This is a genomic window from Cryobacterium sp. TMT2-18-2, from assembly GCF_004402245.1.
Classification (GTDB): Bacteria; Actinomycetota; Actinomycetes; order Actinomycetales; family Microbacteriaceae; genus Cryobacterium; species Cryobacterium sandaracinum.
This window is the reverse complement of sequence record NZ_SOFU01000033.1, coordinates 1-25,833: the sequence shown is the minus strand read 5'-3', so window position 1 is coordinate 25,833 and position 25,833 is coordinate 1. Positions and strand designations below refer to the sequence as shown.

Annotated in this window: 31 protein-coding genes and 1 tRNA gene; 17 read left to right on the top strand and 15 right to left on the bottom strand. The window is 66.9% G+C overall.

Annotation, left to right across the window (positions count from 1 at the left end):
• The first annotated feature begins 8 nt into the window (after positions 1-8).
• The 4 genes from E3O22_RS16765 to E3O22_RS10660 all read left to right on the top strand — a co-directional run bounded on the left by E3O22_RS16765 (position 9) and on the right by E3O22_RS10660 (position 1,816).
• Entirely contained in the window at positions 9-113 is a 105-nt protein-coding gene (locus E3O22_RS16765; protein ID WP_370448467.1) for a sigma factor-like helix-turn-helix DNA-binding protein, read from the top strand.
• Positions 114-198: 85 nt separating this feature from the next.
• A complete protein-coding gene (locus E3O22_RS10670) occupies positions 199-528 on the top strand; it encodes an ATP-dependent DNA ligase (RefSeq protein ID WP_134395424.1) in 330 nt (109 codons plus the stop codon).
• Positions 525-788, top strand: a complete 264-nt coding sequence (locus E3O22_RS10665; protein WP_134395423.1) for a hypothetical protein — start codon at positions 525-527, stop codon at positions 786-788. The genes E3O22_RS10670 and E3O22_RS10665 overlap by 4 nt, the downstream gene beginning before the upstream one ends.
• 47 nt (positions 789-835) lie before the next feature.
• Positions 836-1,816 carry an o-succinylbenzoate synthase gene (locus E3O22_RS10660; protein WP_134395422.1) on the top strand — a complete coding sequence of 327 codons (981 nt, stop codon included), beginning with the start codon at positions 836-838 and terminating at the stop codon, positions 1,814-1,816.
• 104 nt (positions 1,817-1,920) lie between these two features.
• Here E3O22_RS10660 and ccsB read toward each other — a convergent pair whose 3' ends face one another.
• Genes ccsB through E3O22_RS10635 form a run of 5 tightly spaced genes read right to left on the bottom strand, consistent with a single transcriptional unit; the run spans position 1,921 to position 6,581 of the window.
• Positions 1,921-2,880 (bottom strand): c-type cytochrome biogenesis protein CcsB, encoded by a 960-nt coding sequence (ccsB, locus tag E3O22_RS10655; protein ID WP_134395427.1) that lies wholly within the window; start codon positions 2,878-2,880, stop codon positions 1,921-1,923.
• A gap of 51 nt (positions 2,881-2,931) precedes the next feature.
• The gene (locus E3O22_RS10650) at positions 2,932-4,596 is read right to left on the bottom strand and encodes a cytochrome c biogenesis protein ResB (RefSeq protein WP_134395421.1); all 1,665 of its coding nucleotides are present in this window, start codon (positions 4,594-4,596) and stop codon (positions 2,932-2,934) included.
• A complete protein-coding gene (locus E3O22_RS10645) occupies positions 4,580-5,341 on the bottom strand; it encodes a cytochrome c biogenesis CcdA family protein (RefSeq protein WP_134395420.1) in 762 nt (253 codons plus the stop codon). Before E3O22_RS10645 ends, E3O22_RS10650 begins: the two co-directional genes overlap by 17 nt.
• Before the next feature lie 2 nt (positions 5,342-5,343).
• Positions 5,344-5,940: a TlpA disulfide reductase family protein gene (locus E3O22_RS10640; protein ID WP_134395419.1), complete on the bottom strand. Its 597-nt coding sequence runs from the start codon at positions 5,938-5,940 to the stop codon at positions 5,344-5,346.
• Positions 5,937-6,581 carry a histidine phosphatase family protein gene (locus E3O22_RS10635; RefSeq protein WP_134395418.1) on the bottom strand — a complete coding sequence of 215 codons (645 nt, stop codon included), beginning with the start codon at positions 6,579-6,581 and terminating at the stop codon, positions 5,937-5,939. Before E3O22_RS10635 ends, E3O22_RS10640 begins: the two co-directional genes overlap by 4 nt.
• A gap of 78 nt (positions 6,582-6,659) precedes the next feature.
• Here E3O22_RS10635 and aspS point away from each other — a divergent pair, with 78 nt between their 5' ends.
• Positions 6,660-7,973, top strand: a complete 1,314-nt coding sequence (aspS, locus tag E3O22_RS10630) for an aspartate--tRNA(Asn) ligase (RefSeq protein WP_134395426.1) — start codon at positions 6,660-6,662, stop codon at positions 7,971-7,973.
• 8 nt (positions 7,974-7,981) lie between these two features.
• Here the strand turns inward: aspS and E3O22_RS10625 are convergent, their stop codons facing one another.
• Both E3O22_RS10625 and E3O22_RS10620 read right to left on the bottom strand, forming a co-directional pair.
• Positions 7,982-8,278 carry a Dabb family protein gene (locus tag E3O22_RS10625; protein ID WP_134395417.1) on the bottom strand — a complete coding sequence of 99 codons (297 nt, stop codon included), beginning with the start codon at positions 8,276-8,278 and terminating at the stop codon, positions 7,982-7,984.
• The gene (locus E3O22_RS10620; RefSeq protein WP_104170479.1) at positions 8,275-8,544 is read right to left on the bottom strand and encodes a glutaredoxin family protein; all 270 of its coding nucleotides are present in this window, start codon (positions 8,542-8,544) and stop codon (positions 8,275-8,277) included. The genes E3O22_RS10625 and E3O22_RS10620 overlap by 4 nt, the downstream gene beginning before the upstream one ends.
• Positions 8,545-8,600: 56 nt before the next feature.
• Here E3O22_RS10620 and E3O22_RS10615 point away from each other — a divergent pair, with 56 nt between their 5' ends.
• Positions 8,601-9,323, top strand: coding sequence for an HAD family phosphatase (locus E3O22_RS10615; protein ID WP_134395416.1), 723 nt, complete (start codon positions 8,601-8,603; stop codon positions 9,321-9,323).
• A gap of 54 nt (positions 9,324-9,377) precedes the next feature.
• Here the strand turns inward: E3O22_RS10615 and E3O22_RS10610 are convergent, their stop codons facing one another.
• Positions 9,378-9,476: a 30S ribosomal protein bS22 gene (locus E3O22_RS10610; protein WP_003792170.1), complete on the bottom strand. Its 99-nt coding sequence runs from the start codon at positions 9,474-9,476 to the stop codon at positions 9,378-9,380.
• 123 nt (positions 9,477-9,599) lie between these two features.
• The gene (locus tag E3O22_RS10605) at positions 9,600-10,046 is read right to left on the bottom strand and encodes a helix-turn-helix transcriptional regulator (RefSeq protein WP_134395415.1); all 447 of its coding nucleotides are present in this window, start codon (positions 10,044-10,046) and stop codon (positions 9,600-9,602) included.
• 145 nt (positions 10,047-10,191) lie between these two features.
• On the opposite strand from E3O22_RS10605, the gene E3O22_RS10600 reads away from it, so the two are divergent.
• Together E3O22_RS10600 and E3O22_RS10595 are read left to right on the top strand one after the other, a co-directional pair.
• Positions 10,192-11,562, top strand: a complete 1,371-nt coding sequence (locus tag E3O22_RS10600; protein ID WP_241973518.1) for a TrkH family potassium uptake protein — start codon at positions 10,192-10,194, stop codon at positions 11,560-11,562.
• On the top strand, positions 11,555-12,226 hold the full coding sequence (locus E3O22_RS10595; RefSeq protein ID WP_134395414.1) for a TrkA family potassium uptake protein: 672 nt from the start codon (positions 11,555-11,557) through the stop codon (positions 12,224-12,226). The genes E3O22_RS10600 and E3O22_RS10595 overlap by 8 nt, the downstream gene beginning before the upstream one ends.
• Before the next feature lie 13 nt (positions 12,227-12,239).
• Here the strand turns inward: E3O22_RS10595 and proC are convergent, their stop codons facing one another.
• Positions 12,240-13,088: a pyrroline-5-carboxylate reductase gene (gene proC, locus E3O22_RS10590; RefSeq protein ID WP_134395413.1), complete on the bottom strand. Its 849-nt coding sequence runs from the start codon at positions 13,086-13,088 to the stop codon at positions 12,240-12,242.
• Positions 13,089-13,150: 62 nt separating this feature from the next.
• Here proC and E3O22_RS10585 point away from each other — a divergent pair, with 62 nt between their 5' ends.
• Both E3O22_RS10585 and E3O22_RS10580 read left to right on the top strand, forming a co-directional pair.
• Positions 13,151-14,113 carry a cation diffusion facilitator family transporter gene (locus tag E3O22_RS10585; protein ID WP_134395412.1) on the top strand — a complete coding sequence of 321 codons (963 nt, stop codon included), beginning with the start codon at positions 13,151-13,153 and terminating at the stop codon, positions 14,111-14,113.
• Complete coding sequence (locus E3O22_RS10580; RefSeq protein ID WP_134395411.1) at positions 14,110-14,823, top strand: glutamine amidotransferase; 714 nt, start codon at positions 14,110-14,112, stop codon at positions 14,821-14,823. Before E3O22_RS10585 ends, E3O22_RS10580 begins: the two co-directional genes overlap by 4 nt.
• Here E3O22_RS10580 and tadA read toward each other — a convergent pair.
• Entirely contained in the window at positions 14,780-15,259 is a 480-nt protein-coding gene (gene tadA / locus E3O22_RS10575; protein ID WP_134395410.1) for a tRNA adenosine(34) deaminase TadA, read from the bottom strand. The genes E3O22_RS10580 and tadA overlap by 44 nt on opposite strands.
• Before the next feature lie 34 nt (positions 15,260-15,293).
• Between tadA and upp the strand changes: the two genes are divergently transcribed.
• From upp to E3O22_RS16760, 4 genes are all read left to right on the top strand, one after another.
• Positions 15,294-15,926, top strand: a complete 633-nt coding sequence (upp, locus tag E3O22_RS10570; RefSeq protein WP_134395409.1) for a uracil phosphoribosyltransferase — start codon at positions 15,294-15,296, stop codon at positions 15,924-15,926.
• A 520-nt stretch (positions 15,927-16,446) separates the two neighbouring features.
• The gene (locus E3O22_RS10565; RefSeq protein WP_134395408.1) at positions 16,447-17,151 is read left to right on the top strand and encodes a winged helix-turn-helix domain-containing protein; all 705 of its coding nucleotides are present in this window, start codon (positions 16,447-16,449) and stop codon (positions 17,149-17,151) included.
• Between the two features lie 506 nt (positions 17,152-17,657).
• Positions 17,658-18,107, top strand: a complete 450-nt coding sequence (locus tag E3O22_RS10560; RefSeq protein ID WP_134395407.1) for a MarR family winged helix-turn-helix transcriptional regulator — start codon at positions 17,658-17,660, stop codon at positions 18,105-18,107.
• Between the two features lie 156 nt (positions 18,108-18,263).
• Positions 18,264-18,479: a DUF1918 domain-containing protein gene (locus tag E3O22_RS16760; protein ID WP_370448473.1), complete on the top strand. Its 216-nt coding sequence runs from the start codon at positions 18,264-18,266 to the stop codon at positions 18,477-18,479.
• Between the two features lie 251 nt (positions 18,480-18,730).
• On the opposite strand, the gene E3O22_RS10550 is transcribed toward E3O22_RS16760, so the two are convergent.
• The 4 genes from E3O22_RS10550 to E3O22_RS10535 all read right to left on the bottom strand — a co-directional run bounded on the left by E3O22_RS10550 (position 18,731) and on the right by E3O22_RS10535 (position 22,631).
• Complete coding sequence (locus tag E3O22_RS10550; RefSeq protein ID WP_134395406.1) at positions 18,731-20,191, bottom strand: NAD(P)/FAD-dependent oxidoreductase; 1,461 nt, start codon at positions 20,189-20,191, stop codon at positions 18,731-18,733.
• Complete coding sequence (locus E3O22_RS10545) at positions 20,188-21,030, bottom strand: UbiA family prenyltransferase (protein ID WP_134395405.1); 843 nt, start codon at positions 21,028-21,030, stop codon at positions 20,188-20,190. The genes E3O22_RS10550 and E3O22_RS10545 overlap by 4 nt, the downstream gene beginning before the upstream one ends.
• A gap of 108 nt (positions 21,031-21,138) precedes the next feature.
• Positions 21,139-21,211: transfer RNA gene (locus E3O22_RS10540), tRNA-Arg, on the bottom strand.
• 49 nt (positions 21,212-21,260) lie between these two features.
• Positions 21,261-22,631, bottom strand: coding sequence for an MFS transporter (locus tag E3O22_RS10535; protein ID WP_134395404.1), 1,371 nt, complete (start codon positions 22,629-22,631; stop codon positions 21,261-21,263).
• Positions 22,632-22,736: 105 nt separating this feature from the next.
• Between E3O22_RS10535 and E3O22_RS10530 the strand changes: the two genes are divergently transcribed.
• The 3 genes from E3O22_RS10530 to E3O22_RS10520 form a co-directional block, all read left to right on the top strand.
• Positions 22,737-23,471: a flavodoxin family protein gene (locus E3O22_RS10530; protein WP_134395403.1), complete on the top strand. Its 735-nt coding sequence runs from the start codon at positions 22,737-22,739 to the stop codon at positions 23,469-23,471.
• A gap of 213 nt (positions 23,472-23,684) precedes the next feature.
• Positions 23,685-24,830, top strand: a complete 1,146-nt coding sequence (locus E3O22_RS10525) for a carboxylesterase family protein (protein WP_241976612.1) — start codon at positions 23,685-23,687, stop codon at positions 24,828-24,830.
• Between the two features lie 132 nt (positions 24,831-24,962).
• A partial coding sequence (locus E3O22_RS10520) for a DUF222 domain-containing protein (protein WP_134397098.1) occupies positions 24,963-25,833 on the top strand: 871 nt, incomplete at its 3' end.

Genomic DNA, 25,833 nt, shown 5'->3' with positions numbered 1-25,833 from the left:
TGGACCAGATCGCCGTCGTTCAGGGCGTGACCCGGGAACGGGTGCGCCAGATCGAGAAGCGCGCGCTGGCCCTGCTGAAGGTGCCGTGCCTGGAACAGTACCTGCGCGACTGAACCTCGGCCGTACCCCCTGAACGGAGCGCAGCGGTGCTGCCGACTTCACGCTATTCTCGTTATCAACTTTGTCATCGGGGGATATATGGGCAAGCTCACGTACAACTCGTCTCTGACAGCAGATTTCGACGACCGGGTCCTCGCCCATATCCAGGTCGTCATCGGAGCGAAGTTGCGACGCGGCGAGTGTTTCTATTTCACGTGGCGAGACGACCCCCAGGGCGGCGACGGCCGCAGCACGATCTGGCTGCATCCCGCGATACCCCTGGCCTACAAATATTTCGGCGGGCGCTCCCCCAGCCTCAACCGCGAATGGATCGAAGCCCTGATGCTTTCGGCCAATTCCTCCGGCGGCCTCCAGCTCGTGCCGGAACCACACCGACCCGCGACAGTATTGGTGAAGGACGAATCGTGATCCGAGTCGATATTGTCTACGGCGGCGCGCAGTACTCGCTAGGCGGCCGGTCGTTGGAGTCCATCCAGACCGAGGTTGAGACCGCGTTCCTGGCCGGGAAGCCCTACTGGTTGTGGGTGAACAGTGGCGGCGGGCGCTTCGAAGACGCCTACCTGCTGATCGCGCCGGGCATCCCCTTCGCAATTCTCAACGTCAAGCCGCACAACGGCCCGGACATCGATCTCGAGGTGGACGGGGCGTTCAACCAGGACGTGCTCTGACCTGACTGGCGTTCCCCGGGAGAGCCCCCGGCTGGCACACTGGGAACATGCTGCCACCACTTGCTGAGTTGCTCAGAACTGCCCGCGTCGTCGCCCTGCCTCTGGCGACGCGGTTTCGCGGACTCGACACCCGCGAGGCCCTGCTCGTGAAGGGACCGGAAGGCTGGGCGGAGTTCTCACCGTTCGCCGAATACGACGACGCGGAGGCGGCCACCTGGCTGCGGGCCGCCCTCGATTTCGGCTGGCAGGCCACGCCGCCCCTCCTCCGCGAGTGCATCCCCGTGAACGCGACGGTGCCGGCGGTCAGCGCCGACGAGGTTGCCGGTGTGCTCGCCCGGTTCCCCGGCTGCCGTACCGCCAAGGTGAAGGTCGCCGACCCCGGTCAGACCCTCGCCGACGACGTGGCACGCGTGCGCGAGGTTCGCCGTGTGCTCGGGCCGGAGGGGCGCATCCGTGTCGACGCGAACGGCCTGTGGAACGTCGATGAGGCGGAGCACGCCATCCACGCCCTCAACGAGTTCGACCTCGAATACGTGGAGCAGCCCTGCGCCACCATCGAGGAACTCGCCGAGATCCGCCGCCGCACCGGCTACCTCGACGTCGGCGTCGCCGCCGACGAAAGCGTACGCCGCGCGAAGGACCCGCTGCTGGTGGCCCGCACGGGCTCGGCCGACATCCTCGTGATCAAGGCCGCGCCGCTCGGCGGAATCCACGCCGCCCTGGAGCTGATCAACCAGACCGGGCTGCCCGCCGTGGTCTCAAGCGCCCTCGACACCTCGGTTGGCATCTCGATGGGCGCCCACCTGGCCGCCGCGATTCCGGAACTCAGCTTCGATTGCGGGCTCGGCACGGCCTCGCTCCTTGCCGCCGATGTCACCACCGACCCGCTGCTGCCGGTCGACGGCGGCATTCCGGTACGGCGGGTGACCCCCGACCCGCAGCTGCTGGAGCGTTACGCGGCCGCGGACGACCGGCGTGACTGGTGGCTGGCCCGCCTGACCCGCTGCTACGCGCTGCTCACCGACTGAACCAATTCGACGGAGATTCTGCGCAAAAAAAGGGTTTTCGGCGTGTCTGGAGGCGATCCGGCCACAATCTCCGTCGAATTCGTCAGGGGCGAGGACCCGCTGGCCTAGAGGCCGGAGTAGGCGTGCAGGCCCTTGAAGAAGACGTTGACGATGCCGAAGTTGAACATGACGGCTGCAAAGCCGATGATCGACAGCCAGGCGGACCGTGATCCGCGCCAGCCACGGGTCGCCCGGGCGTGAATGTAGCCCGCGTAGAGGGTCCAGATGATGAACGTCCAGACCTCCTTGGTATCCCAGCCCCAGTAGCGACCCCAGGCCTGTTCGGCCCAGATCGAGCCGGCCATGAGGGTGAAGGTCCACAGGATGAAGCCGATGATGGTGACCCGATAGGCCAGGTTCTCCAGCGTGGCCGCCGACGGCAGGGTGGCCAGGAACCGCAGCTGACCGCTCTTCGCAGACGCGAGGAGCGACTCACGCCGGAACTGGAGGAGTTGCACGGTGGAGAGGGCGAACCCGAGTGCGAAGAAGCCCGTGCCCAGCGAGGCGACGAAGACGTGAATGACCAACCAAGCCGACTGCAGGGCCGGCGGCAGGGGCGCGACCTCGACGTAGAAGCGCAGCGCCGCGATGCCGAGAAGCACCAGCACCATGCCGGTGACGAAGGTGCCGAGGAAGCGCAGGTCGGCGCGGGTCAGCACGATCAGGAACACCGAGACGATCAGCAGGGTGCCCGTCATCGCGAACTCGTACATGTTCGCCCACGGGACGCGCTCGGCGGCCACGCCGCGGAGCACCGCCGACACCAGGTGGATCAGCCACGCCAGCACGGTGAGCGAGACGCCCACCCGCAGGCTGGCCGAGCGGCCGTAGGGGGTGACGGCGTCGTTCGCGATGCGAGCGCTGATGCGGGTGAGGGTGGTGGTTCCGCCCGCCGCGCCGGCCGTTTCCGCGCGCGCGGACTCGGCCCGCACCTGTGCGTCTGCTGCCGTGGCGGAGGTGACCGCCGCGGAGCGCTTGGCCAGGTCGAAGGAAAAGGCGATGAACGCGAGAGCGTAGACCGCCATGGCCGAGTAGAGGCTCAGAATGGAGAGCTCGTTGAGATTCACGATGACAGCCTATTTCTGTTCGGATGCCGGGGTGGCCGATTGGGAGGATAACAGCAGGTGCGTGTGCCGATCGGCGAGGTCGCTGACGGCGGATTCCAGGGTCGGGTCCTCACCCCGGGCTAGACCCGCGTATTCGAGGCGCAGGGAGCCGTCCTGCTCCGGCACGGCCTTCACCCAGACCCGCCGACGTGGCACGAACAGTGACGTCAGCAGGCCGAGCAGCGCCAGAACGGCGAAGGACAGCACCCAGAGCTGGGTGGGGTCGTGGTGGATGTCGAACGAGGCAAACCGCAGCACCGAACCGGAGAAGTCCCCGTTCTGCGCGCCCGGGTTGGCGTCGTCGAAGGTGACGGACCCGAGGCCGTTCGGCAGTTCCCGGGTCTCCCCCGGCTTCAACTCGATCGACTCCACGTCGGTCTTGCCCCCGGTGAGCTGGGTCATCTTGTCGATGTCGAGCGAGTAGACCGACGTCGGCACGCCCGCGTCGAGCCCCAGGTCTCCCGAGTAGACGTTGAGGGTCAGCAGCGGGTATTGCAGGTCCGGGTAGGAGGAGAAGAAAGCCCCCGAATCCGCGGTGGCCTGGGTCGGGTAGAAGAAGCCGATCATGCCGAGTTGCTCGGCGAGCCCGTCGGGAACCTTGATCACGCCGAGGGAGGTGAGGTTGGCATCCTGCGGCAGGAACGGCACGGAATCGGTGAAGACGACCACCCCATTCGGGTCCTTCACAGTGAGGGTGGGGGCGTAGCCGTTGCCGAGCAGGTAGACATCGGTGCCGCCGGTGCGGGCCGGGCCGTTCACCTTCACCTGGCTGGCCTCTGCGGCCTCGCCCCGCGGGGAAATGGTGACCTCTGCCGTGAAGTCGATCGGCTGGCCGTAGGCCTTGAGGTTCTTCTCCTCGTAGGTGACGTCGAAGTTGTCGAGGGTGAGTTTGTAGGGCGTGAGGCTGGTGTCGTTGAAGAACCGGCCGGGGTTGAACGAGTCGTAGGCCAGCAGGGTATTCACGAAGGTCTGCCCCTCGACCAGCACACGCTGGCCGCTGAACCCGAAGCCGCCACCGAAACCGACGGTGATCAGGATGCCGACCAGAGCGAAGTGGAAGACCAGGTTGCCGGTTTCACGCAGGTAGCCGCGTTCGGCCGAGACCGAGGTCTCCCCGCGATTCTCGAAGACGGCCGCCCGGTAGCCGCTGGTCTTCAGAAGCCTGCGGGCGGACTCGACGGCGGCCGGGGCATCCGTGCCGGCCGGAGCGATGCGCGTCGTGAAGCCGGCCAGCCGGGACAGGCGGACGGGGGTGCGCGGCGGCTTGGCCCGCAGCGCGAGGTAGTGGTGCTTGGTGCGCGGGATGACGCACCCGATCAGCGAGATGAACAGCAGTAGGTAGATGGCCGAGAACCACGCCGACGAGTAGACGTCGAACGCCTGAACCGTGTCGAGCAGCGGTGCGAGGTCCGGGTTGTCGGCGAAGTACTGGGTAACCCCGTTCGGGTCGGAGCTGCGCTGCGGCACCAGGGATCCCGGCACGGCGGCGATCGCGAGAAGCAGCAGAAGGAACAGCGCAGTGCGCATGTTCGTCAGCTGGCGCCAGAACCAGCGCAGCCAGCCCGCGAAGCCGAGGTGCGGTTGCACTATTCCCGCGGAGGCCGGGGCGTCGTAATGGTCAGATGGCCGGGACATAACTTCCGATCGTTCCTTGCAGGTCGAGGAGCCAGGCGTTCCACACGCCACTGACCATGAGCACGCCGATGAGAACGAGGAGAAGACCGCCGAACAGGTTGATAGCCCTGACGTGCCGTTTCAGGAAGGAAACGGCACCGGTCGCCCAGCTGAGGCCGAGCGCGATCAGGAGGAACGGGATGCCCAGCCCGAGCGCGTAGAACAGGGCCAGCAGCCCCCCCTCCCAGGGAGAGCCCGTGGTCAGGCTGAGGGAGTTGATGGCGGTGAGTGTGGGACCGGTGCAGGGGGTCCACCCCACGGCGAAGACCGCGCCGAGTACGGGCGCGCCAGCCAAGCCCATCCCCGGTTTCCAGGATGCCTTCACGCTGCGCTGCGCGAAACCGAACTGGCCGACGAACACCAGGCCGAGCAGGATTACCACGACGCCGGCGATGCGGGTGATCACATCGCGATACTGGTTCAGCCAGAACCCGGCCACCCCGAAAATGACACCGGTCAGCACGAAGACGAGGGTGAAGCCGAGGATGAACAGCAGGACCCCGAGCAGCAGCCGGTTGCGGCCCCGGCGGTCGCCGCGGGCGGCGGTCGAGCTGCCGTCGGTGAAGCCGCCGATGTAGGCCAGGTAGCCCGGTACGAGAGGGAGGATGCAGGGAGAGGCGAACGAGACCAGCCCGGCCAGCACGGCGATGGGGATTGCCAGGAAGAGTTGGCCGCTGAAGACGATCTCGCCGAAGGGGTTGTCCACGCCTACGAATCCTCGGCGATCGCGTCCCGCACAAGGGTCTCGAGGATCGACGGCTCCGAGACCGCGCCGAGGATCCGGGCCGCCACCCGGCCGGACCGGTCGAGCACCAGGGTGGTGGGAACGGCGTTCGGCGGGATGCTGCCGCTGAACGCGAGCTGCATGCTCCCGTTGTCGACGTCCATCACCGACGGGTACGTAATGCCGAAGCTCTCGTTGAACGCCGTGGCGTTCGCGGCCTGGTCCCGCACGTTGACGCCGACCCAGTGGGCGTCCGTGCCGGCGAATTCCTCGTTGAGTTTCTGCAGGGCCGGGGCTTCCGCCCGGCAGGGCGCGCAGCTGGCGTACCAGAAGTTGACCACGACGACCTTGCCGGCGTAGTCCTCGCTGGAGAGCCGGTCGCCGTTTTCGTCGGCGCCGCTCCAGGAGATGGGATCGCCGCGCTCGGCGGCCGGGATCTCGGTCCAGCTGCCGTCACCGGCGATGAAGCCCTTACTGCTGCCTTCGCGGTACTGTTCGGCGAGCGGGTCGACGGAACAGCCGGTCAGCAATAGCGCCACGGCGATCAGAGCGCCGAGGTAGACGCGGGGACGGAAGCTCATACGGCCCCCACGTCAGTGGCGCCGGCCTGCAGCGACAGGGCAGGGTTGGCGTAACCGGTCTCGGCCAGGCGACCACCGGACCAGGACAGGGTGGTGATGCTCGACAGGTCGCAGCGGCGTTTGCGCGGGTCGTGGGGCAAAGGCTGCCGGGCCAGGGCACGGTGCACCATCCAAATCGGAAGCTGATGGCTGACGAGCACGACGTCCCCCTCGTCGACCGAGTTGCAGGCATCCTCGATCGCGGCGAGCATGCGCTTCGCGATCGAGTCGAACGGTTCGCCCCAGCTGGGGCGCAGCGGGTTGATCAGCGCGTGCCAGCTGCGGGGATCGCGCAGGGCCCCACCCACGCCCCGCATCCGTTTGCCCTCGAAGAAATTGGTCGGCTCGATGATGCGCGGGTCGATGTCGACCGGAAGGGTGAAAGCAGCCGCGATCGGAGCGGCCGACTCCTGCGCACGCTGCAGCGGTGAGGAGATGATGCGGGCGACGGGGCGCCCGCGCTCCACCAGATCGGCGGCAGCGGCCTCGGCCATCCCCGCCCCCAGATCGGAGAGGCGGAATCCGGGCAGGCGTCCGTACAGAACGCGCTCGGGATTGAAAACCTCACCGTGCCGCACGAGATGTACCTGTCTGGCTACCACCGTTCCAGTCTACGGAGGGGGCACCCGCGAATACGCCGAGAGCCGTGCGGCTAAACTTGACCGGTGACTGAGCGCATAGTGATCAAGAACCTGGCCGCCCTCGACAACGGACCCGTGACGGTGTCCGGGTGGGTCGACACCGTCCGAGACCAGAAGAAGGTGCAGTTCGTCGTGCTGCGCGACGAATCCGGCGCGGTGCAGCTTGTGAACCCGCGCACCACGGATGCCGACGGCATTGTCGTCGCCGACGAACCGGCCACCACCATCTCCACCCTGTCGCAGGGCAGCTTCGTCACCGTCACCGGTGAGCTCAAGCACGACGAGCGCGTCAAACTCGGCGGCATCGAAATCAAGCTCGCGACCCTCGAGGTCGTCACGGTCGCCATCCCCGAGACCCCGATCGCGGCCGACTCCAATCTGGACAAGCGCCTCGACTGGCGCTTCCTCGATCTGCGCCAGCCCAAGCAGAACCTGATCTTCCGTCTTCAGACCACGTTCGAGCACGCACTGCGCACGTACTGGATCGACAATGACTTCATCGAGCTGCACACCCCGAAGCTGATGGCCAGCGCGAGCGAGTCCCGCGCCGAGCTGTTCGAGGTGGAGTACTTCGATACCAAGGCCTACCTGGCGCAGAGCCCGCAGTTCTTCAAGCAGATGGCCCAGGCCGCCGGCTTCGGCAAAATCTTCGAGGTCGGACCAGCGTTCCGCGCCGACCCGTCGTTCACCAGCCGCCACTCCACCGAGTTCACCAGCGTCGACTCCGAGATCAGCTGGATCGACAGCCACGAAGACGTCATGCGGCTGCACGAAGAGTTGCTTGTCGCCGGATTCACGGCCGTCAAGGAGAAGCACGGCGACGAGGTCCTGGCCCTCTTCGGGGTCGAGGTCACCGTGCCCAGTACGCCGTTTCCGCGCATCCCGCTGGCCGAGGCCAAGGAGATCGTCAAGACCCGCGGCTACGAGGTCCCGCGCGAAGACGACGACATGGACCCCGAAGGCGAACGCCGGATCGCCGCCTACGTGCTCGAGACCTTCGGCCACGAGTTCGTCTTCCTCACCGACTACGCCTCAAGCATCCGGCCGTTCTACCACATGCGCCACGAAGGCGACGCGAGCATCACCAAGAGCTATGACCTGATCTTCAATGGCACCGAGATCTCCACTGGAGCGCAGCGCGAGCACCGCATCGACATTTTGGTCGAGCAGGCCAAGGAGAAGGGCGTCGACCCCGAGGAGATCGAGGGCTACCTCGACTTCTTCCGTTACGGCGTTCCGTCGCACGGCGGGTTCGGCATGGGCCTCGCGCGGGTACTCATGCTGATGCTGCACCAGGCCAGCATCCGCGAGGTCACCTACCTGTTCCGCGGCCCGACGCGCCTCGAGCCGTAGCCGAACGGTCAGACGACGACATCGACGGCCATCCTCGACGATACGACGGAACGGATGAAGGTTCCCGCCGCCTGGTGCGCGGGGTGGACCTGGTAGCGGTTGACGGCGTCCAGGTCGTCAAAGTCGGCGATCAGCACGACGTCCCAGTTGGTGCCGCCGGCGACGTCGAAATCCACCTGCAGGGAGCGGATCTCGTCGACGACGCCCACAAGCCCTTCCAGGCGGACCGCGATCCCGGCCGCGGCGGCGGCCTTCTGGGCCGGGTCGGCCGGGGCTAGTTGCCAGGAGACAATGTGCCGGATCATCGCACGGCCAAAAGCGCCGTGCGCAGCCGCAGTGGATCGATGCGCCAGTAATTGTGTACCTTGCCGTTGAGCAGGAGCACCGGGATGTCCTCGACGTACAGGGCGTGCAGCTCGGCGTCGTCGAGAATTGAACGCTCTTCGAGCACGATGTCGGGGGCGGACGGGTCGTCGGCGAGTTTGGTCACGACGCTGCCGACCAGATCCCGGGCGTCATCGCAGAGGTGACAACCGGGCTTGCCGATCAGGGTGAGGAGTGCAGTAGCCATTGCTCCAGCCTATGCTGGCTCGCCGACGCAACACGCAACTAGACTTGACCGCACACATGTCCGAAGACACCATCGCCCCCGCAATCGCGTTCTTCGACGTGGACAACACCCTCCTGCGCGGCGCCAGCCTGTACCACCTCGGAGTGGGTGCCTGGCGGCGACGACTGGTCACCGGCCGCGACCTGCTCTCCTTCGCCTGGAAGCAGGCCCGATTCCTCTACGTCGGCGAAAACAGGATGCACCTCGCGAGCATCCGGGAGCGCGCGCTGGAAGTGGTCGTCGGCTACAGCCGGGACGAACTCGTCGCGCTCAGCACGGAGATCTTCGACGCCCGCCTCTTGCCGCGACTCTGGCCGGAAACGGTCGCCGTCGCCCGTGCGCACCTCAAGGCCGGACGCGAGGTCTGGCTCGTCTCCGCAACCGCCCAAGAGGTGGCCGACGTCATCGCCGAACGGCTAGGCCTCACGGGCGCGGTCGGCACCCGGCTCGAGGCCGTCGACGGAATCTTCACCGGCCGCCTCACCGAGGGAGTCTGCCACGGTGCCAGCAAGGCCGTCGCCGCCAACGCCCAGGCAGAGCGCAGCGGCGTCGACCTGGCCGACTGCTGGGCCTACTCCGACTCCCACAACGACATTCCGTTGCTGGACCTGGTCGGCAATCCGGTGGTCGTGAATCCGGATGCCACCCTTCGCCGCTATGCCGCGGCCCGCCACTGGCCGGTGATGATCCTCAAGCGCCGAAGCATCAAGGCCGCCACCCGGACAAGCAAAAAGCGCTAGACCCCAAGGGCCTAGCGCTTACGCCGGTAGTTATTACGAACGGTTCAGAACCGTCTACTTCTTATTGCGACGCTGGTGGCGAGTCTTACGAAGAAGCTTGCGGTGCTTCTTCTTCGCCATACGCTTGCGTCGCTTCTTGATTACAGAACCCACACGGACCTCACAAAAGAATTGGTTTCGCCGCGGGATTCGCGACAGACACGGTAAATAGCAGTCTACCGGAAAAAGAACACTCTCCAACGCGGTGGTCGCATTCGTGCGTTCACACGCCGCCGACTAGTCGATTTTCCGCCACTTTCGGGGCTTGGCATCTTTGACCGCATGCGCCATTTGGTATGACGTCTCCGCGAACGCCTTTCCGATGGCGGCAGCAAATGCCCGCTGTTCCACCTTCAAGCCCTCGGTCTCCTCGGTCAGCTCCTCGACGGTGGCGTCGAAGTCGACACTGAGGAAGGGGATCAACCAGTCTTCGATCTCCTCGAGCGGAGCGTAGTCCAGGTGGTAATACCGGTGCTGACCGGCTTCTCTCACGCCCACAAGGCCCGCTTCACGCAGCACCTTCAGGTGCTTCGAGATGGTCGGCTGGCTGAGGCCGAGCTTGTCGACGATGTCAGACACGCTCAGCTCTCCACCGGTCGCGTTCGACTGGTTGTATCGCTCGAGGAGAATGCGTAGAATTTCGCGTCGGGTCGGATCCGCCACTACGCCGAAGATGTCTGCCATTCCCCAAGGCTAGTCATTCCCGGTGGGGATACCATGACGACAGCCGTCCGCGGCGGGCGAGTCGGAGGTTTCAGTGCAGACACGGGTGGCGGATTCCGCCTTTGCGCCGCGTCCCACGAGTTGGTATGCCTGGGTCCGGGACTCAGTGGACGGCCTCGTTCGCCGCTCGCCGTCCCGCTTCGCCATCCTCGTGTTCACGGCGCTGGTCATGGTGTTCACGCTGCTGTTCTCCCTGCCGATCGCATCCGCAGACCGCACGATCACGCCCCTGCACGACGCCCTCTTCACGGCGGTTTCTGTGATCTGCGTGACCGGCCTCGCGACGGTGGACATGGCGACGCACTGGTCCTCCTTCGGCAACGTCCTAGTTGTGGTCGGCGTCAATATCGGCGGCGTGGGCGTTCTGACCCTTGCCTCCCTGATGGGAATGGTGATCTCCCGGCGCCTGGGCCTGCGTGCCCGGCTGATGGCCGCCAGCGACACGAATCCCTCCCGAATCCACGCCGGACCGGTCAACGAGGGACAGGCCATTCGCCTGGGCGAGGTCGGCAACCTCCTCGTGACGGTCGCGATCAGCGCCTTCGTGATTGAGCTGATCGTGACCGCACTGCTCTTCCCGCGGATCCTGGCTGTCGGGACACCCACCGGCGAGGCTCTCTGGCAGAGCGTGTACTACTCCGCCATGGCGTTCACCAACAGCGGCTTCTCGCCCAACGTCGGAGGCCTCACGCCGTTCGCCAACGACTACTGGTTCCTCAGCGCCCTGATGCTGGGAGCCTTCCTCGGCAGCCTGGGCTTCCCGGTGATCTACGCCCTCGCCCGGGGCTGGTACCGCCCCAGGCGCTGGTCGCTGCACGTGAAACTGACCCTCTTCACGACGGTGGCGCTGCTCGTGGCCGGCGTCGCCGTGTACATCGTGCTCGAGTTCGACAACCCGAAGACGTTCGGTTCCCTGAACGTGGGCGACACGATCTTCCAGTCGCTCTTCATGTCGATGATGACCCGGTCCGGCGGCTTCGCGACCATCACCGTCAGCGACCTGCACGGGTCGAGCCTGCTCGTGACGGACATGCTGATGTTCATCGGCGGCGGGTCCGCGTCCACCGCCGGGGGCATCAAGGTGACGACCCTGGCCATCCTCTTCCTGGCGGCCGTCGCCGAGGCCAGTGGACGAAGCGAGATGGAGGCGTTCGGCCGCCGGATCCCCAGTGACATCCTGCGGCTCGCCGTCAGCGTGGTGCTGTGGGGTGCCACGACCGTGGCCGTGTCCAGCATTCTGATCCTGCAGATCTCCCAGGCGCCGTTGGACCTGGTGCTCTTTGACGTGATCTCCGCGTTCGCCACCTGCGGCCTGTCGACCGGGCTGACCGGCGATCTGCCTCCCGCCGGGGTGTACGTGCTGGCGGCGACCATGTTCATGGGCAGAATTGGTACAGTGACACTCGCGGCTGCCCTCGCCGCGAGCCAGAGCAGGCAGCTGTTCTCACGTCCGGAAGAGAGGCCCATCGTTGGCTGATCGCTTCAAACACGACGCACCGGTGCTCGTGATCGGCCTCGGCCGCTTCGGCGCGGCCACCGCGGGTCAGCTCGACCGTCTCGGCCGGGATGTGCTCGCCGTCGACGACAGCGCCTCCCTCGTGCAGAAATGGTCCGAGCGCGTCACGCACGCGGTGCAGGCCGACGCCACCTCCATCGAAGCGCTCCGCCAGATCGGCGCCCAGGACTTCTCGATCGCCGTCTGCGCCGTCGGTTCGTCCGTCGAGGCCAGTGTGCTGATCGCGGCGAACCTGGTCGACCTCGGGATCCCCCAGATCTGGGCGAAGGCGATCTCCAAGTCGCACGGCACGATCCTTGAGCGCATCGGCGTGAACCACGTCGTCTTCCCGGAGGCGGAGGCCGGCGAGCGCCTGGCGCATCTCGTGTCGGGACGACTGCTCGACTTCATCGAGTTCGACGACGACTTCGCCCTGGTCAAGATGATCCCGCCGAAGCCGATCCGGGGCCTGAACCTGACCGAATCCGGGCTGCGCCGCAAGTACAACGTCACCGTGGTCGGCGTGAAGAGCCCGGGCCGCCCCTTCACCTACGCCACCGAGAAGTCGGTCGTCACTGACCAAGACCTCATCATCGTCTCCGGCACCGAGTCCGACATCGAGCGGTTCGCGTCCCTGGAGTTCTAGGCGCCGGTGAGTTCTAGTGGCCGGCGAGTTCGCGGGCCCGGGCGAGTGCGGCATCCGTCGCCCGGTCGAACAGGTCCTTGATCCCACCCTTTTCCAGCTCCCACACGGCACGCTCGGTGGTGCCGCTCGGGCTTGTGACCTGGAGGCGCAGCTCCGTCGGGGACAGGTCGGATGCCGCCAGCAGGCTCGTCGCACCGAGGAAGGTGCCGTTCACCATGACCGCGGCCTCCTCCGGGGTGAAGCCCTTGGCGATCGCCGTGGCGGTGAGCTGCTCGATCAGGTAGAAAACGTAGGCCGGACCTGATCCGGAGATGGTGCTGAGGGCATCGAGCTTCTCCTCCGGCACGACCAGGACGTCGCCGACGGTGCCGAAGAGTTTCTTCGCGAGCTCGAGATCGGTGTCGCTGGACCGCGTGCCGGCGCTCAGCCCGGTGACGGCCTTGCCGACGAGGGCCGGCGTGTTCGGCATCGAGCGGATGACCGACACGGATTCGGGCAGCGACCCCTCGAACGTCGCAATGGTGACGCCGGCGGCGACACTGATGACGAGCGTGCCCGGTTCGAGACTGTCGGCGATCTCGGCCAGCAGGTCGAGGACCATGACGGGCTTCACGGCGACGATCACGATGCGCGCGCCGGCGACGGCCTTGCGGTTGGCCGTGGGCTCGTCGGCGGTGGCCCAGGCGGTGACGCCGGGGATTCCTGCGAGTTCGTCGGCCTTCGCCGTGGAGCGGTTGGTTGCCCGGATGCCGCCCTCAACGGTCACGTTAGGGTTCAGCAGCCCGGTCAGAACGGCCCTCGCCATCGATCCGGCGCCGAGGAACGCGATGGCGGGCAGTGTGGTGGTTGCAGTCGAAGTCATCCGACGAGTCTACTTTCGCCCCCTGTGCCGGGTCCGTCTGGCGTGCGTTCTAGGATTGCCCCATGAGCACTTCGGGCGGGAACAAGGCAATCGTGGCGGCACTCCTCCCCAATCTGGGGATCGCGATCACGAAATTCGTGGCCTGGGCATTCTCCGGTTCTTCCTCGATGCTCGCCGAGGGCGTGCACTCCCTGGCCGACTCCGGAAATCAGGTGCTTCTGCTCATCGGCGGTCGCAAGGCCAAGCAGGAAGCCGACAAGGAGCATCCGTTCGGCTACGGCCGGGAACGCTACGTCTACGCGTTCGTGGTGTCGATCATCCTGTACTCCGTCGGCGGCGTCTTCTCTCTTTACGAGGGTGTGCGGAAGCTGCAGGACCCGCACCCGCTCGACGTGCCGTGGCTGCCCATCGTGGTGCTGCTGGTCGCCATGGGCCTCGAGTCCTTCTCACTTCGCACCGCCATCCGGGAATCGAACCATGTGCGCGGCAACCAAAGCTGGGTACAGTTCGTGCGGCACGCGAAGGCGCCCGAGCTGCCCGTCGTGCTGCTCGAAGACGTCGCCGCCCTCGCCGGCCTGGTCTTCGCCTTCCTCGGCGTCGGCCTCACCATCATCACCGGCGAGCCCGTCTGGGATGCCATCGGCACCCTGTTCATCGGCATACTGCTCGTCCTGGTCGCCGTGGTCCTCGGCGTAGAGACCAAGAGCCTCCTCGTCGGCGAAGGCGCCGGTAAGAAGGATGCCGCGGCCATCCAGCGTGCCATCCTGGCCGGCCCGGAGACGCGCAAGATCATCCACCTCAAGACCCTGTACCTCGGCCCGGACGAACTGCTCGTCGCCGCCAAGATCGCCTTCGAGGCCGACAGCCATTTCTCCGAGGTGGCGGCGGGCATCAACACCGTCGAAACCCGCATCCGCGAGGCCGTGCCGGCGGCCCGCGTCATCTACCTCGAGCCGGATCTGTTCTTCGACCCCAACCGCCGCGCGCCACCCACCGACACCATCGTCATCAAAGGCACCGAGTGACCCGCACCGCGGTCGTCCTGCGCCACGATGACACGATCCACCTCGGCAACCTCGAACCGGTGCTGCGGGAGCACGGTTACTCCATTCGCTACGTCGACACGCTCCGGGAGGACGTGCGCGCCCTCGACCCGCGGGAAGCCGACCTGCTGGTCGTTCTCGGCGGCGAGATGGGAGTCTACGAGGCCGACGAGTTCCCCACGCTGCACGCCGAGATCGAGCTGCTCACGCAGCGGCTCGGCGCCTCTTTGCCCGTCTTCGGCGTGTGCCTGGGTGCGCAGCTGATGGCGAACGCTCTGGGCTCCCGCGTCTACCGTGGGCCGACGAACGAGATCGGCTACCGCTCCGTGGAGCCCACGGAGGCCGGGGCGACCTCCCCGCTGCGACACGTCAGCGGCGTCCCCGTCTTCCAATGGCATAGCGACACGTTCGACCTGCCCGACGGGGTGACACGGCTCGCCGGGTCCCCCCAGTACGGCAATGAGGCCTTCGGGATCGGAGACTGGGCGCTGGCCGTGCAGTTCCACCCGGAGGTCACCGAGGAGATGCACGAGGTGTGGCTGGAGGCCTCGGAGGCTGAGGTGTCCGCCGAGGGCTTCGACGTGGGCGACCTGCGCCGCGAACGCGAACGTTACTCCAACGGCATGCAGAGCGCTTCCCGGTCCATGTTCAGCGAATGGCTCGACGGGCTGGGTCCGCGAAGAACGCCCTGAGCAGTTCCCCACATTCGTCAGCGTCGACCTCGGCGTAGACCTCAGCGCGGTGATTGAGCCGGCGGTCACGCAGCACGTCATAGACCGATCCGGAGGCGCCCGCCTTCTCGTCCCACGCGCCGAAAACCACGACCGGCACCCGTGCGGCCAGGATCGCGCCCGCACACATCACGCAGGGCTCCAACGTCACCACCAGGGTGCAGCCGGTCAGGTGCCAGTCCCCCAGGGCCGCGGCAGCGTGACGGATGGCGACGATCTCGGCGTGGCCGGTGGGATCCTGCAGCGCTTCGCGCTCATTGCGTCCGCGGCCGATCACACGGCCGGACGGGTCCAGCACCACCGCACCGACGGGCACATCCCCCGTTTCGAGGGCAGCACGGGCCTCGCAGAGCGCGAGCCGCATCCATTCGCTGTGCCGGCGATCGACCTCGCCCATCTACGCTCCCTTCCCCGACTAGTAGATTGAGCCTATGCGAGTCCACGTAGCCGACCACCCCCTGATCACCCACAAACTCACGGTACTCCGAGACAAGAACACGCCGTCGCCGATCTTCCGGTCACTTGTCGAAGAGCTGATGACCCTCCTCGCCTATGAGGGGACCCGCGGCGTGCGAGTCGAGGACGTGACCGTGCAGACCCCGGTCTCCGAGGCCCGCGGCGTGCAGATCAGCGACCCCAAGCCGCTCGTCGTGCCGATCCTCCGCGCCGGCCTGGGCATGCTCGAGGGCATGGTCAAGCTGCTACCGACGGCAGAGGTCGGCTTCCTCGGCATGGCCCGCAACGAGGAGACCCTTCAGCCCACCACCTACGCGGAGCGCCTGCCCGACGACCTCTCCGACCGCCAGTGCTTCGTGCTCGACCCGATGCTCGCCACGGGCGGTTCGCTGATCGCAGCCATCCAGTTCCTCTTCGACCGCGGCGCCGTCGATGTCACGGCCATTTGCATCCTCGCCGCGCCTGAGGGGCTCGCCGCGGTCGAGGAGGCCCTCGAGGGCCGCGAAGTGACCATCGTTCTCGGTGCCGTCGACGACAAGCTTGACGAGCACGGTTACATCGTTCCCGGCCTCGGTGACGCCGGCGACCGCCTCTACGGAGTGGTCTAGCCCGAGCGAGCATCAATTCCGCGGGGCGGCGGACATTGCAGGTCCTGCGACATGCCCTGCGCCGTTGCCCCGCATATTCAAGAATCTTTGATCGAATTCGATTTGATCATGGATACTTTCATGGTTTCGCGATCCGCCATGGATCCTCCGATCCACCGCGGAGCCACCGAACGTGATGCGTGTCACACGGCGTCATCCTTGGTTACAGAATTGACACACGCCGTAACAGTGGGCTTTACTCGCAACTATGACAACGAGCGCACGCCCCCAGACCTCCTCCGAGGCCCCCGGGACTGCCGGCATGATGATGCCCGGCAGCTGCTGCGCGTGTTGCCGAATGTCCCGCTAGGCAGCGAACACCTCGCCGAGTTCCCGCCCCGCTGACTTCACGCGGCCGGCTGGTTGAACTTCGGAGCCCCTCTGGCTCCCTCCAGGCCTCTCACCGGCCGAATTTCTTCGAACCTGGAACCGCTCCTCAGCGTCGGGTTCACCTGCACTACCCCAGCCAAGGATCACTCTCATGTCGCTTGCCCACATTGACACCGCCCGCTCAGCCCAGGCCGCACGCCTCGAACGCCACGCCGCCCCGACGCCCGCCGCACCGCGCATCCGCGCCGTGCCCGAGGGCACGCAGGCCCGTGGCTTCGTTTTCTACGTCGGCATCGACGAGGCCACGGCCGCCGCGGCCGGGACCAGCCTGAGCCGCATCGTCGAGGCGCTCAAAGCCCTCACCGGAACTATCGCGCCGACGGCGGAGACTCATGCCGCGGTCGCACTGGCGCCCGCCGGAGCCGGTGGACGCGACGTCGACGTCGTGCGCCTCGCCCTGCAGGACCCGACTGCGCTGGCCCGGCACCGCACTGTGGCGGACGACCCCGACCGCGCACTCGGCGGCGTCGTGGTGGACATCTCCCGCAAGCGGGTCATCCTCGACGGCGAGACCGCGGCGCTCACCTACAAGGAATTCGAGCTGCTGCAGTACCTGGTGCTCCGCGAAGGCCGCACCATCGAGCGTGCCGAACTGATCGCCAAGCTGTGGAACGCCTCCGACGAGGAAGACGCGCCGAATGAGCGCACCATCGACGTGCACGTGCGTCGCCTGCGCGCCAAGCTCGGCCGCTACGAAGACATCGTGCGCACCGTGCGCGGGGTCGGCTACCGCTTCGACCGGCACGCTGATGTGTCGATCCGCCAATCGAGCACGCCGAGTCCGGACGTCTTCTAACGTCCAGCTTCCCGCTGTCTGATTCCCCCGGCCACGGGCGCTGAGGGTTCGCCGATCGGGGTTTCCGGGGCCATTCAGCGACTCGCCTCGAACGGATTCGACGGAGATTCTGGCCAAGTCGTCCCCGCAATACTCCGAAAAGCAGTTTCAGACCAGAATCTCCGTCGAATTGGTCCAACACCGGGCACGGCGCTCCGCCTGGGATGAACAGCATCCACAAATTGCGGTCGGTTCTGGCCTTCCGGGAGCGACGCCGCAAAACAATTCGACGGCGATGGCGTGACAGAGGGCCGGTCGTAGTAGCTACGACCAGCCCTCTTCCCTTGCACCAAGAGTGTCCTGCAATCACATTTCGCGTCTTCCGCCACAGCAAACGGTTGACGCACTTCGAATATATAACGAACGCGTAACGAAGCGCCACTTGTTTGTCATTCTTTTTTTTTGTACAAATCCCCACGAGTGGGGGAGGCGGCCCGATGCCGAGTCCCTATTCTTGGAGATCAAGGATGTGTGGAGGCAGCGTGACCGATCGAGCCGTGGCCGTGGCCGCCTGGGAATCACTGTTTCGTGCCCAGGTTGCCATTATGCGCAGCCTGGCCGCCGATTTTCCGGCGCATAACATCTCGTTCAACGAGTACGACGTGATGTTCAACCTGTCCCGGGCCGCCGGCCGGCGCCTGCGGCTCCGCGATTTGAATCGGCAGGTGCTGCTGACCCAGCCGAGCGTGAGCCGTCTGGTCGACCGGCTGGCCGCGCGGGGCTATGTGCGGAAGCACACCGACCCTACTGACGGCCGCGGCGCCCTGATCGAACTGACGGATGCCGGCTTCGACCTGTTCCGCCGGGTCGCTGTCCAGCACATGGGCACCATCACCGACCGCATCGGCGACACGCTCGGCACCGACGAGCTCCTGCAACTCACCGCCCTCTGCGATCGCCTGCATGGCGCGGACTGACCTGCGCCGCCCAGGTTGCGCCGCCTTGACGGAACCCGGCGCGCCGCCTCTCTCTGCCCTGTGCAGGGCGCGCGAGCGGGCGTACGGTAATCCGCGAGGAGGTGATTCCTATGCATGCAGCGCAGGGAGACCGGGTCGTCATCCGAGGAAAAGACGGTGGAAGCACCGGACCGGCACGGTGACATCGTGGAGGTTCGCGGGCTTGACGGCGAACCTCCCTACCTCGTGCGGTTCAGCGAAGGCCATGAGAGCATCCTGTTCCCCGGCACGGACTTCATGATCGAGCACATCGAACCTCGCAGCACAGGATGCCGGAGGGTGCGGCACACGCATCCGGCCAGGTCAAGGGCGTACTGCGCCGACATCACCTGAGTCAACTTCGAAACACGCGTTGCAGATCGTGGCGGGTACAAGATCAGGAGCTTCAGCCATGTGAATCACGTGTCCTTTTTGCCACTCGATAGCTCGCCTGACGCCGAACCTGGCGCACGCCGCGCACCGCGCCCTGCCCGTCTACGTGCTGACCTGCTTCGGCTGTGATCGCACCAATATGCGCCGCGAGTCGGCGCATCTGCCTCGGCCGGACCTGGCCGTTCGCTGATCCGGCGGCCGTCACTCCTCGGTCAGCGGGCGTCGAGGCGGCCGATCAGCTTGTAGGTCGCTGTCATGGCGCCGCCGAGCACGGCCGGTATACCGCCGCCGGGGTGCACCGATGCCCCCACCCGCCACAGCCACGGGCGTGCCCGGCTGGTGTACCCGGGGCGATGGAAAGGCCCGCTCTGCCAGAGCGGGTTGGTGGCGCCGTAGAGCGCACCCCCGGTGGAGCCCCAGCCAGCGAAGTACCGCGGATCAAGCACGACGTGATCACGGAACAGCTCGCTGATCGGCCGGTCCAGGCCCACGGCGGCGCTGACCCGCGCGACCTCACGCGCCACCCACGGGCTGTCAAGGTCATAGCGGTGGCCGTCAGCGGGCGCGGTGAGGAGCACCGCCACTGTGGCCCGGTCGTTGGCATAGACCTCGTGCGGCCGGTAATAGTTCAGGAAGGCCATCGTCTGCTCGGGCACAGCCCCGGCATCGAGACTGCGGTGCAGGGCGGCCGGGTCGTCGGGCAACACGACGGAATGAGTGGCGGTGCCCTCCGGCAACGAGGTCTCAAGCACGGCATAGATGGCCACGCCGGAGCAGGACAGCTTCCGTGGCCGGACCGGCGGCACGCCGAGCAGCCCGTCGAGCACCCCACGGTCGAGCCCGCTCACGATCACGTCGGCCGGATGCGTCGCCGTGGCCGTGGTCACGAGCCCTTTCGACACGGCTGTGACGGGCTCGCTAATGCGCACGACCGCGCCGGCGTTCAACGCGAGCCGGTGCAATGCGAGCGGCAGCTCGTTCACACCGCCCTCGGGAACCCACACGCCGTCCCTGGCCATGATCGCCGGCATGCTCGCGTACAGTGCGAGGGTCCGCCGGGGAGAGACACCGGCATTGAGGGTGTGGATGGCGATAACCTCACGCAGGCCTTCGGGCATCCAGCTCAGGCCGTCGAGAAAGCTGCGCGTGGTCAGGCGGGTGCCGTAGAGCCGAAACACGTTGCGTACGGCCGGCAGCGATGCCGGATCGGCCGGGTCGGCGGTCAGCATGCTCGTGAGTTGAGGCCCGAGGCCACCGTGTTCTTTTTCGAACCGGGTCCAGGCCTCGTGCCACGGGTGACCGGCGGGCACCGGCAGGACGGCGTCCGCTCCCCGGTAGAAGTACCGGCCCACCTCAGGCAGTCTCCGCAACGTCACCGCGGCCACCGCGGCGGCTTCGGCGGGAACAGAGCGGCGGGCGCCGAGCGCGTCGTAGCGGGCCAGCAGCTCCTCCCAGACCAGAGGGAAGGTGACCAGCGCCGGTCCGGTGTCCACGTGCTGCCCGTCGATTTCGAGTCGTCGGCTCTTGCCACCGATCCAGTCGGAGCCCTCCAGCACCGTCACCGAATGGCCGGCGCGGGCCAGCAGCGCGGCGGCCGTGAGCCCACCGACTCCCGCGCCGAGCACGACGATGCGCTGCGGGGTCAGGTTCGTCTTCCTGCGGGACCGTGTCATAGGAGCTCCTTGAGCAAAAAAACTGCCACGAGCTGGGCCCCGGCGACGGAACCTGCGACGTAGGGGAACGCAATCGAGTAGCGGTACATTCGGCGGGCCGTCATCGGCGTGGGGCTGCGCCCCAGCGACCCCACCAGCCAGCCGGCGATGAGCGCATTCACCATGGCGACCGGCCAGTTGATCAGCGCAAAACCCACGGTGGACAGGGCCCACCACGCGCCGCTCCACACCACGGCGCCGCGCGCGCCGAGATGAACGGCAGTGGTTCGAATTCCGGCTGCACGGTCCTCGTCGATGTCCTGCACCGCGTCGTAGGTGTGCTTGGCCACACTCCACGCCATCAGTCCGATCGCCGTCGCCCAGACCGGTGACTCGCCGAGGGCGAGAGGCACGAAGACCAGCGGGAAAGCGTAGGCGGCGTTACTGAGCGAGTCGAGGTAGCGCCGGGCTTTGAAACGCAGCGGGGGTGCCGAGTAGAAGATGAAGATCACGATGTACGCGGCGATCCAGGCGAGCGCCGCCGCCGGCAACGTAGCGAGGAAATACGCCACGAAAGGCGCGTTGGTCAGCACGACTCCGAGCACGATGGCGCGGGTTTCCGAGCCGACGATGCGGGCCCCCTCGAGGCCACCCTTGCGGGCGTTCCGGGCATCCGTTTCCTGGTCGAAAATGTCGTTCACACCGTAGATCAGCAAGTTGAACGGCAGCGTCACCCAGAGGAGCAGCGGAACAATCTCCCACCGCCACAAATCTCCGACCAGCCACATGGCGATGACCGTGGTTCCGATGGTGTTGACCCAGAGCACCGGTCGGGAGATTTGAACCAGGCGGGTGAGCACTTTCTCACTCTATCGCTGCGAGAGACCGCGTTTTTTCGGGTGCCGACGCCCGTGAATTTCGGACAAACAGGAAACCCCCGCAATCTGCTGAATGCGGGGGTCCAGATGTGCGCCCGAAGGGATTCGAACCCCCAACCTTCTGATCCGTAGTCAGATGCTCTATCCGTTGAGCTACGAGCGCAGGCTGTCTCGAAGCTAAGCGCCCCATGACAACTTGAAAACTATAACAGCTATTCGGGGTGCTCTGGTGCGGAAACCGGGACCGGAGTGCGAATTCCGAGCCAGGAGACCAGCCCACCTGCGAACATCAGGCCCGCGACGACGACCATCACGCGCTGGAATCCGGCAACGTCGAGCGTCGCTCCGATGATCGTCCCAGCCAGGGCGATCGCGACCAGGCCGGCCACCCGGGACACGGCATTGTTGATGGCCGAACCGATCCCGGCCTGCTCGGACCGGATGGACCCGAGCACCGCGGAGGTCAGCGGAGCCACGGTGATGGCCAGGCCGAGGCCGATCACGACGACGGCCGGCACGACCTGCGACCAGAGCGCGATCGGCGGCACCGCCCCGAGTAGCAGCAAGAATCCGGCTCCTGCCACCATCGGGCCCACGGTCATAAACGCGCGCGGTCCGTAGCGACCGGCCAGGGTGCCGAACAGTGTCGCGAAGAGCAGCAGCATGAGCGTCGCCGGGATGCCGGCGAAACCGGCCGCGGTCGCCGAGAAGCCGCCAACCTGCTGCAAATAGACCGTGAAGACGAAGAAGCCGAGGCTGAGCGCCGCGTAGACGCCGACCGTGGCGAGGTTCCCGACGCCGAAATTGCGGATCGTGAACAGGCTCAGGGGCATCATCGGATGCGGCGCGCGCGCCTCCCACCAGACGAACCCCGCCAAGGCCAGCAGCCCGACGACGAGCGGCACGAACACGACCGGGCTGGCCCAGCCCAGCCGCCCCTGCTCGATCAGGGCGAAGACCGGCCCGCCCAGCCCGAGCGCGGCCAGGCTGGCGCCCCACGCGTCGATGGGGGCCGCCGGACGGGTGCGCACCGGCTCGTCCAGGCCGGCCAGCAGCACCAGGGTAACCACGATGGGGATCACGTTGAGCCCGAAGATGAGGCGCCAGCTGAACGTGTCCACCAGGATGCCGCCGAGCACCGGGCCCATGATGCCCGCGATGCCCGTCCAGCCGGTCCAGGCCCCGATCGCTCGCCCCTGTGCCGCCCCGGAGAAGGTGGAGGTGATCAGCGCCAGAGAACTCGGCACGAGCAGGGCCGCCGCCATCCCCTGCAGCACCCGGGCGAGCACGAGCGCGCTCCCCCACGGTGCCACCGCGCAGGCCAGCGAGGCGATCCCGAACCAGATCAGTCCGATGCGGAGCACCCGCACCCGGCCGAACGTGTCCGAGAGCGACCCCGCCACGAGGATCAGGGCGCCCAACGAGAGCAGATAGCCGTCGACCACCCACTGCGCCAGCACCAGGCCGCCGCCGAGTTCCCGCGAAATCGCCGGCAGCGCGACCGTGACGATGGAGCCGTCCAGGAACGCCACGAACGACGCCAGAATGGCCACGATCAGAACCCGATGCTCTCTGGAAATCACTCTCCCAGTTAACCCGATTCGCGGCCCGATCGAAGGCCCGATCCGGAGGGCGCGGGCTCCGGTGTGGCCCTAGACGAGGTCTGGGGCCGGTGCAAAACTGACACCATGACCGCGACCCGCAACACCCAGGCATCCTTCGAATACGCCGGCCTTCGGGCCCTGTTCATCAATTGCACCCTTAAGCGAAGCCCCGAAATCAGCCACACACAGGGCCTGATGAACCTCAGCATCAACCTGATGCACGAGCAGGGCGTCCACGTCGAGAACATCCGGGCCATCGACCACGACATCGCCTCGGGCGTCTACCCCGACATGACCGAACACGGCTGGGCGACGGATGCCTGGCCCGCTCTGTTCGACAAGGTGCGCGCCTCCGACATCGTCGTGATCGGCGGGCCGATCTGGCTCGGCGACAACGGCTCGGTCACCAAGCGCGTGATCGAACGGCTCTATGCCATGTCGGGGGAGCTGAACGACAAGGGTCAGTACGTCTACTACGGCAAGGTGGGCGGGGCCGTCATCACCGGCAACGAGGACGGCGTGAAGCACTGCGCGTCGAACGTGCTCTATAGCTTGCAGCACATCGGCTTCACGATTCCGCCGACGGCCGACGTCGGCTGGATCGGCGCGATCGGTCCGGGCCCGAGCTACCTGGACCCGGATTCCGGGGGGCCGGAGAGCGACTTCACGAACCGCAACGTGACCTTTATGACCTGGAACCTGATGCACCTGGCGGCGATGCTGAAGGCAAACGGCGGCATCCCCGCCTACGGGAACCTCCGCGAGGAGTGGGACGAGGGCGAGCGGTTCGGATTCCAGCCGAACCCGGAGTACCGATAGCGGCGTCGACGCGCCCGAAGTGAGGACGCCACGACCGCGACCCTGCGCGAGGTGGCGCCGGTGGCCCCGTGGGAGGGCGTGCGAGACGCCTCTCGTGCTTCGGCCGGCGTCGGCGTCGCGGAGGCGGCTGGGCCGCCCGGTGATGGTCTTCATCCACGGCGGTGGCTACAGCGTGGGCTCCTCGCAGGATTCACCAGCCGAGGGGAAAGTTTCGTGCGCACCGGGCGGGTGGTCTACGTCAGTTTCAACTACCGGCTGGGTGCCCTCGGCTACCTCGACTTCTCCCGGTATTCGACACCGGAGCGGCCCCTCGAGAGCAATCTCGGGCTGCGCGACCAGGTGGCCGCCCTCTGGTGGGTGCACGACAACATCCGTGCCTTTAGGGGGAATCCCCACAACGTGACCGTGTTCGGGGAATCGGCCGGCGCCAACGCGGTGCTCCATCTGATGGCGACGCCCTCCGCAGCGGGGCTGTTCACCCGCACCATCGCGCAGAGTCCCTCGACCAGCGCGTCGTTCTCGCACTCACTGACCGACGGCTGGGCCGCCGAGTTCGTGGCGGAGCTGCGCTCCCAGCGGCCGGACGCCTCCGCCCTGTCGCCGAACGAGCTGCTGACCACCGCCGCGATAGCCGACCTGACCCAGGCGGCCGTGGCGCTGCAGGCGCGCACGCCGGATGCCAACCCGGGCACCTTCTGCATGATCCCGGTGATCGACGGGCATTTCCTGCCCGAGCGGCCGCTCGACGCCTTCCGACACGGGACCGCGCACCGGGTGCCGCTGATCATCGGTACCAACGAGCGGGAGGGGTCGCTGTTCCGGGGCCGGGTGGACATCCTGCCGAAGTCGCCGACGCGTATCGCGGCCATCTTCGACCACGCCCCGGTGAGCTCGCACGACGCGATGCGCTCCGTCTACGCGAGCCTGCCGGCAAAACGGTCGTCGTCGGACTTCGGTGGGGATTTCGTGTTCTGGTACCCGAGCCTTCAGATCGGCGACTTTCACTCCCGGGTCGCTCCGGTCTATACGTACCGGTTCGACCTGGCCCCGCGGCTTACGCACATGCTGGGCATCGGCGCCACACACGGAATCGAGCTGTTCGCCCTGTTCGACCACGTCGACGGCCCCACGGCCCGGGCCATGAGCCTGCTCCGCGGTCGAGAACTCTTCATCAACGCGGGCGAACGGATGCGCCTGCGCTGGCTGCGCTTCGCCTGCACCGGGCGGCCCGACGACACCTGGCCGACCTACTCGGAAACGGACCGGCTGACTCTGATCATCGACGAGGTCGATCGCATCGAATCGGATCCGCGCGCTGAGCGGCGGGCGGTCTGGCAGGAGTTCCTGCCGAACTTCTAGCGGGTAGCGGCGGTGGAGCCCAGTGGCGTGATCCGCGGTTGAGCTCCCCGCCACTCCTGCGCTGACCGAATTACTTTCTACATTCGTGCGGAATCTCTTGACTGCAGATTAGTACACAGATACGATTAGGGCATGGCTGGGGCCCCCACTCCGTACCACCCCACCGCCTCACCGCAGGCGGTGCTCTCGCTCGTGCGGCAGTTGCAGCAGGTGCGTGACCTGGCCGCGGCCGTGCTGGATTCGGTGTCTTTTTCGCTCTTGGGTGAGGCGGACGCGATGATGGTGCTGGGCATGGTCGAAGACCTCGGCCGCCGGGTCGATGCGGCCAGGGTTGCTTCTGCCGCTGATATTTCGGTGCGGTGCCGCCGTATCCTGGGTCAGGAGTCCCTGGCGTATAAGAACGGGGCGAGTAGCGGCATCGACCTGATCATCCGTCTGAGCCGCGTCTCGTCGCGTGAGGCGAACCGGCGGGTGCGTCTGGGTGAGAACGTGACCGCGCGCCGGGCGGGCACCAGCATGTTGGCGCCCTACTACCCGGCCGTGGCCGGCGCCCTCACTGCCGGGGACCTCGGCGTGGATGCGGCCGAGTACATCGTCACGGCCCTCGACCAGGTCGCGGCCCGCGTCGCGCCCGACGACCTCGGCACCGCCGAACGTGCCCTGGTGGCCAGTGCGACCGGCGCCCTCACTGAGGAAACCCGCGGGCTGCCCGGGGAGGGGGTCGCGTTTCCCGCGGACCTGGTGCGGGGTATGGCGGGGCAGTGGCAGGCCCGCCTCGATCCCGACGGCACCGCCCCGAGCGAGCCCGTCGCCGAGGCCCGCAGCACTGTGGGGTTCGGGCTCTTCCGTGACGGTCTCTATCCGCTCCGCGGCGGCGTCACCGCGGAACTCCGCGGCATCATGAACGCCCTCTTCGACACCTACCTCTCCGCGCACGCGGCGCCCGCATTCCCCACGGCCGAGGAACAGGCGCGCATGGCTTCAGGCCAGCTGATCCCGGGGG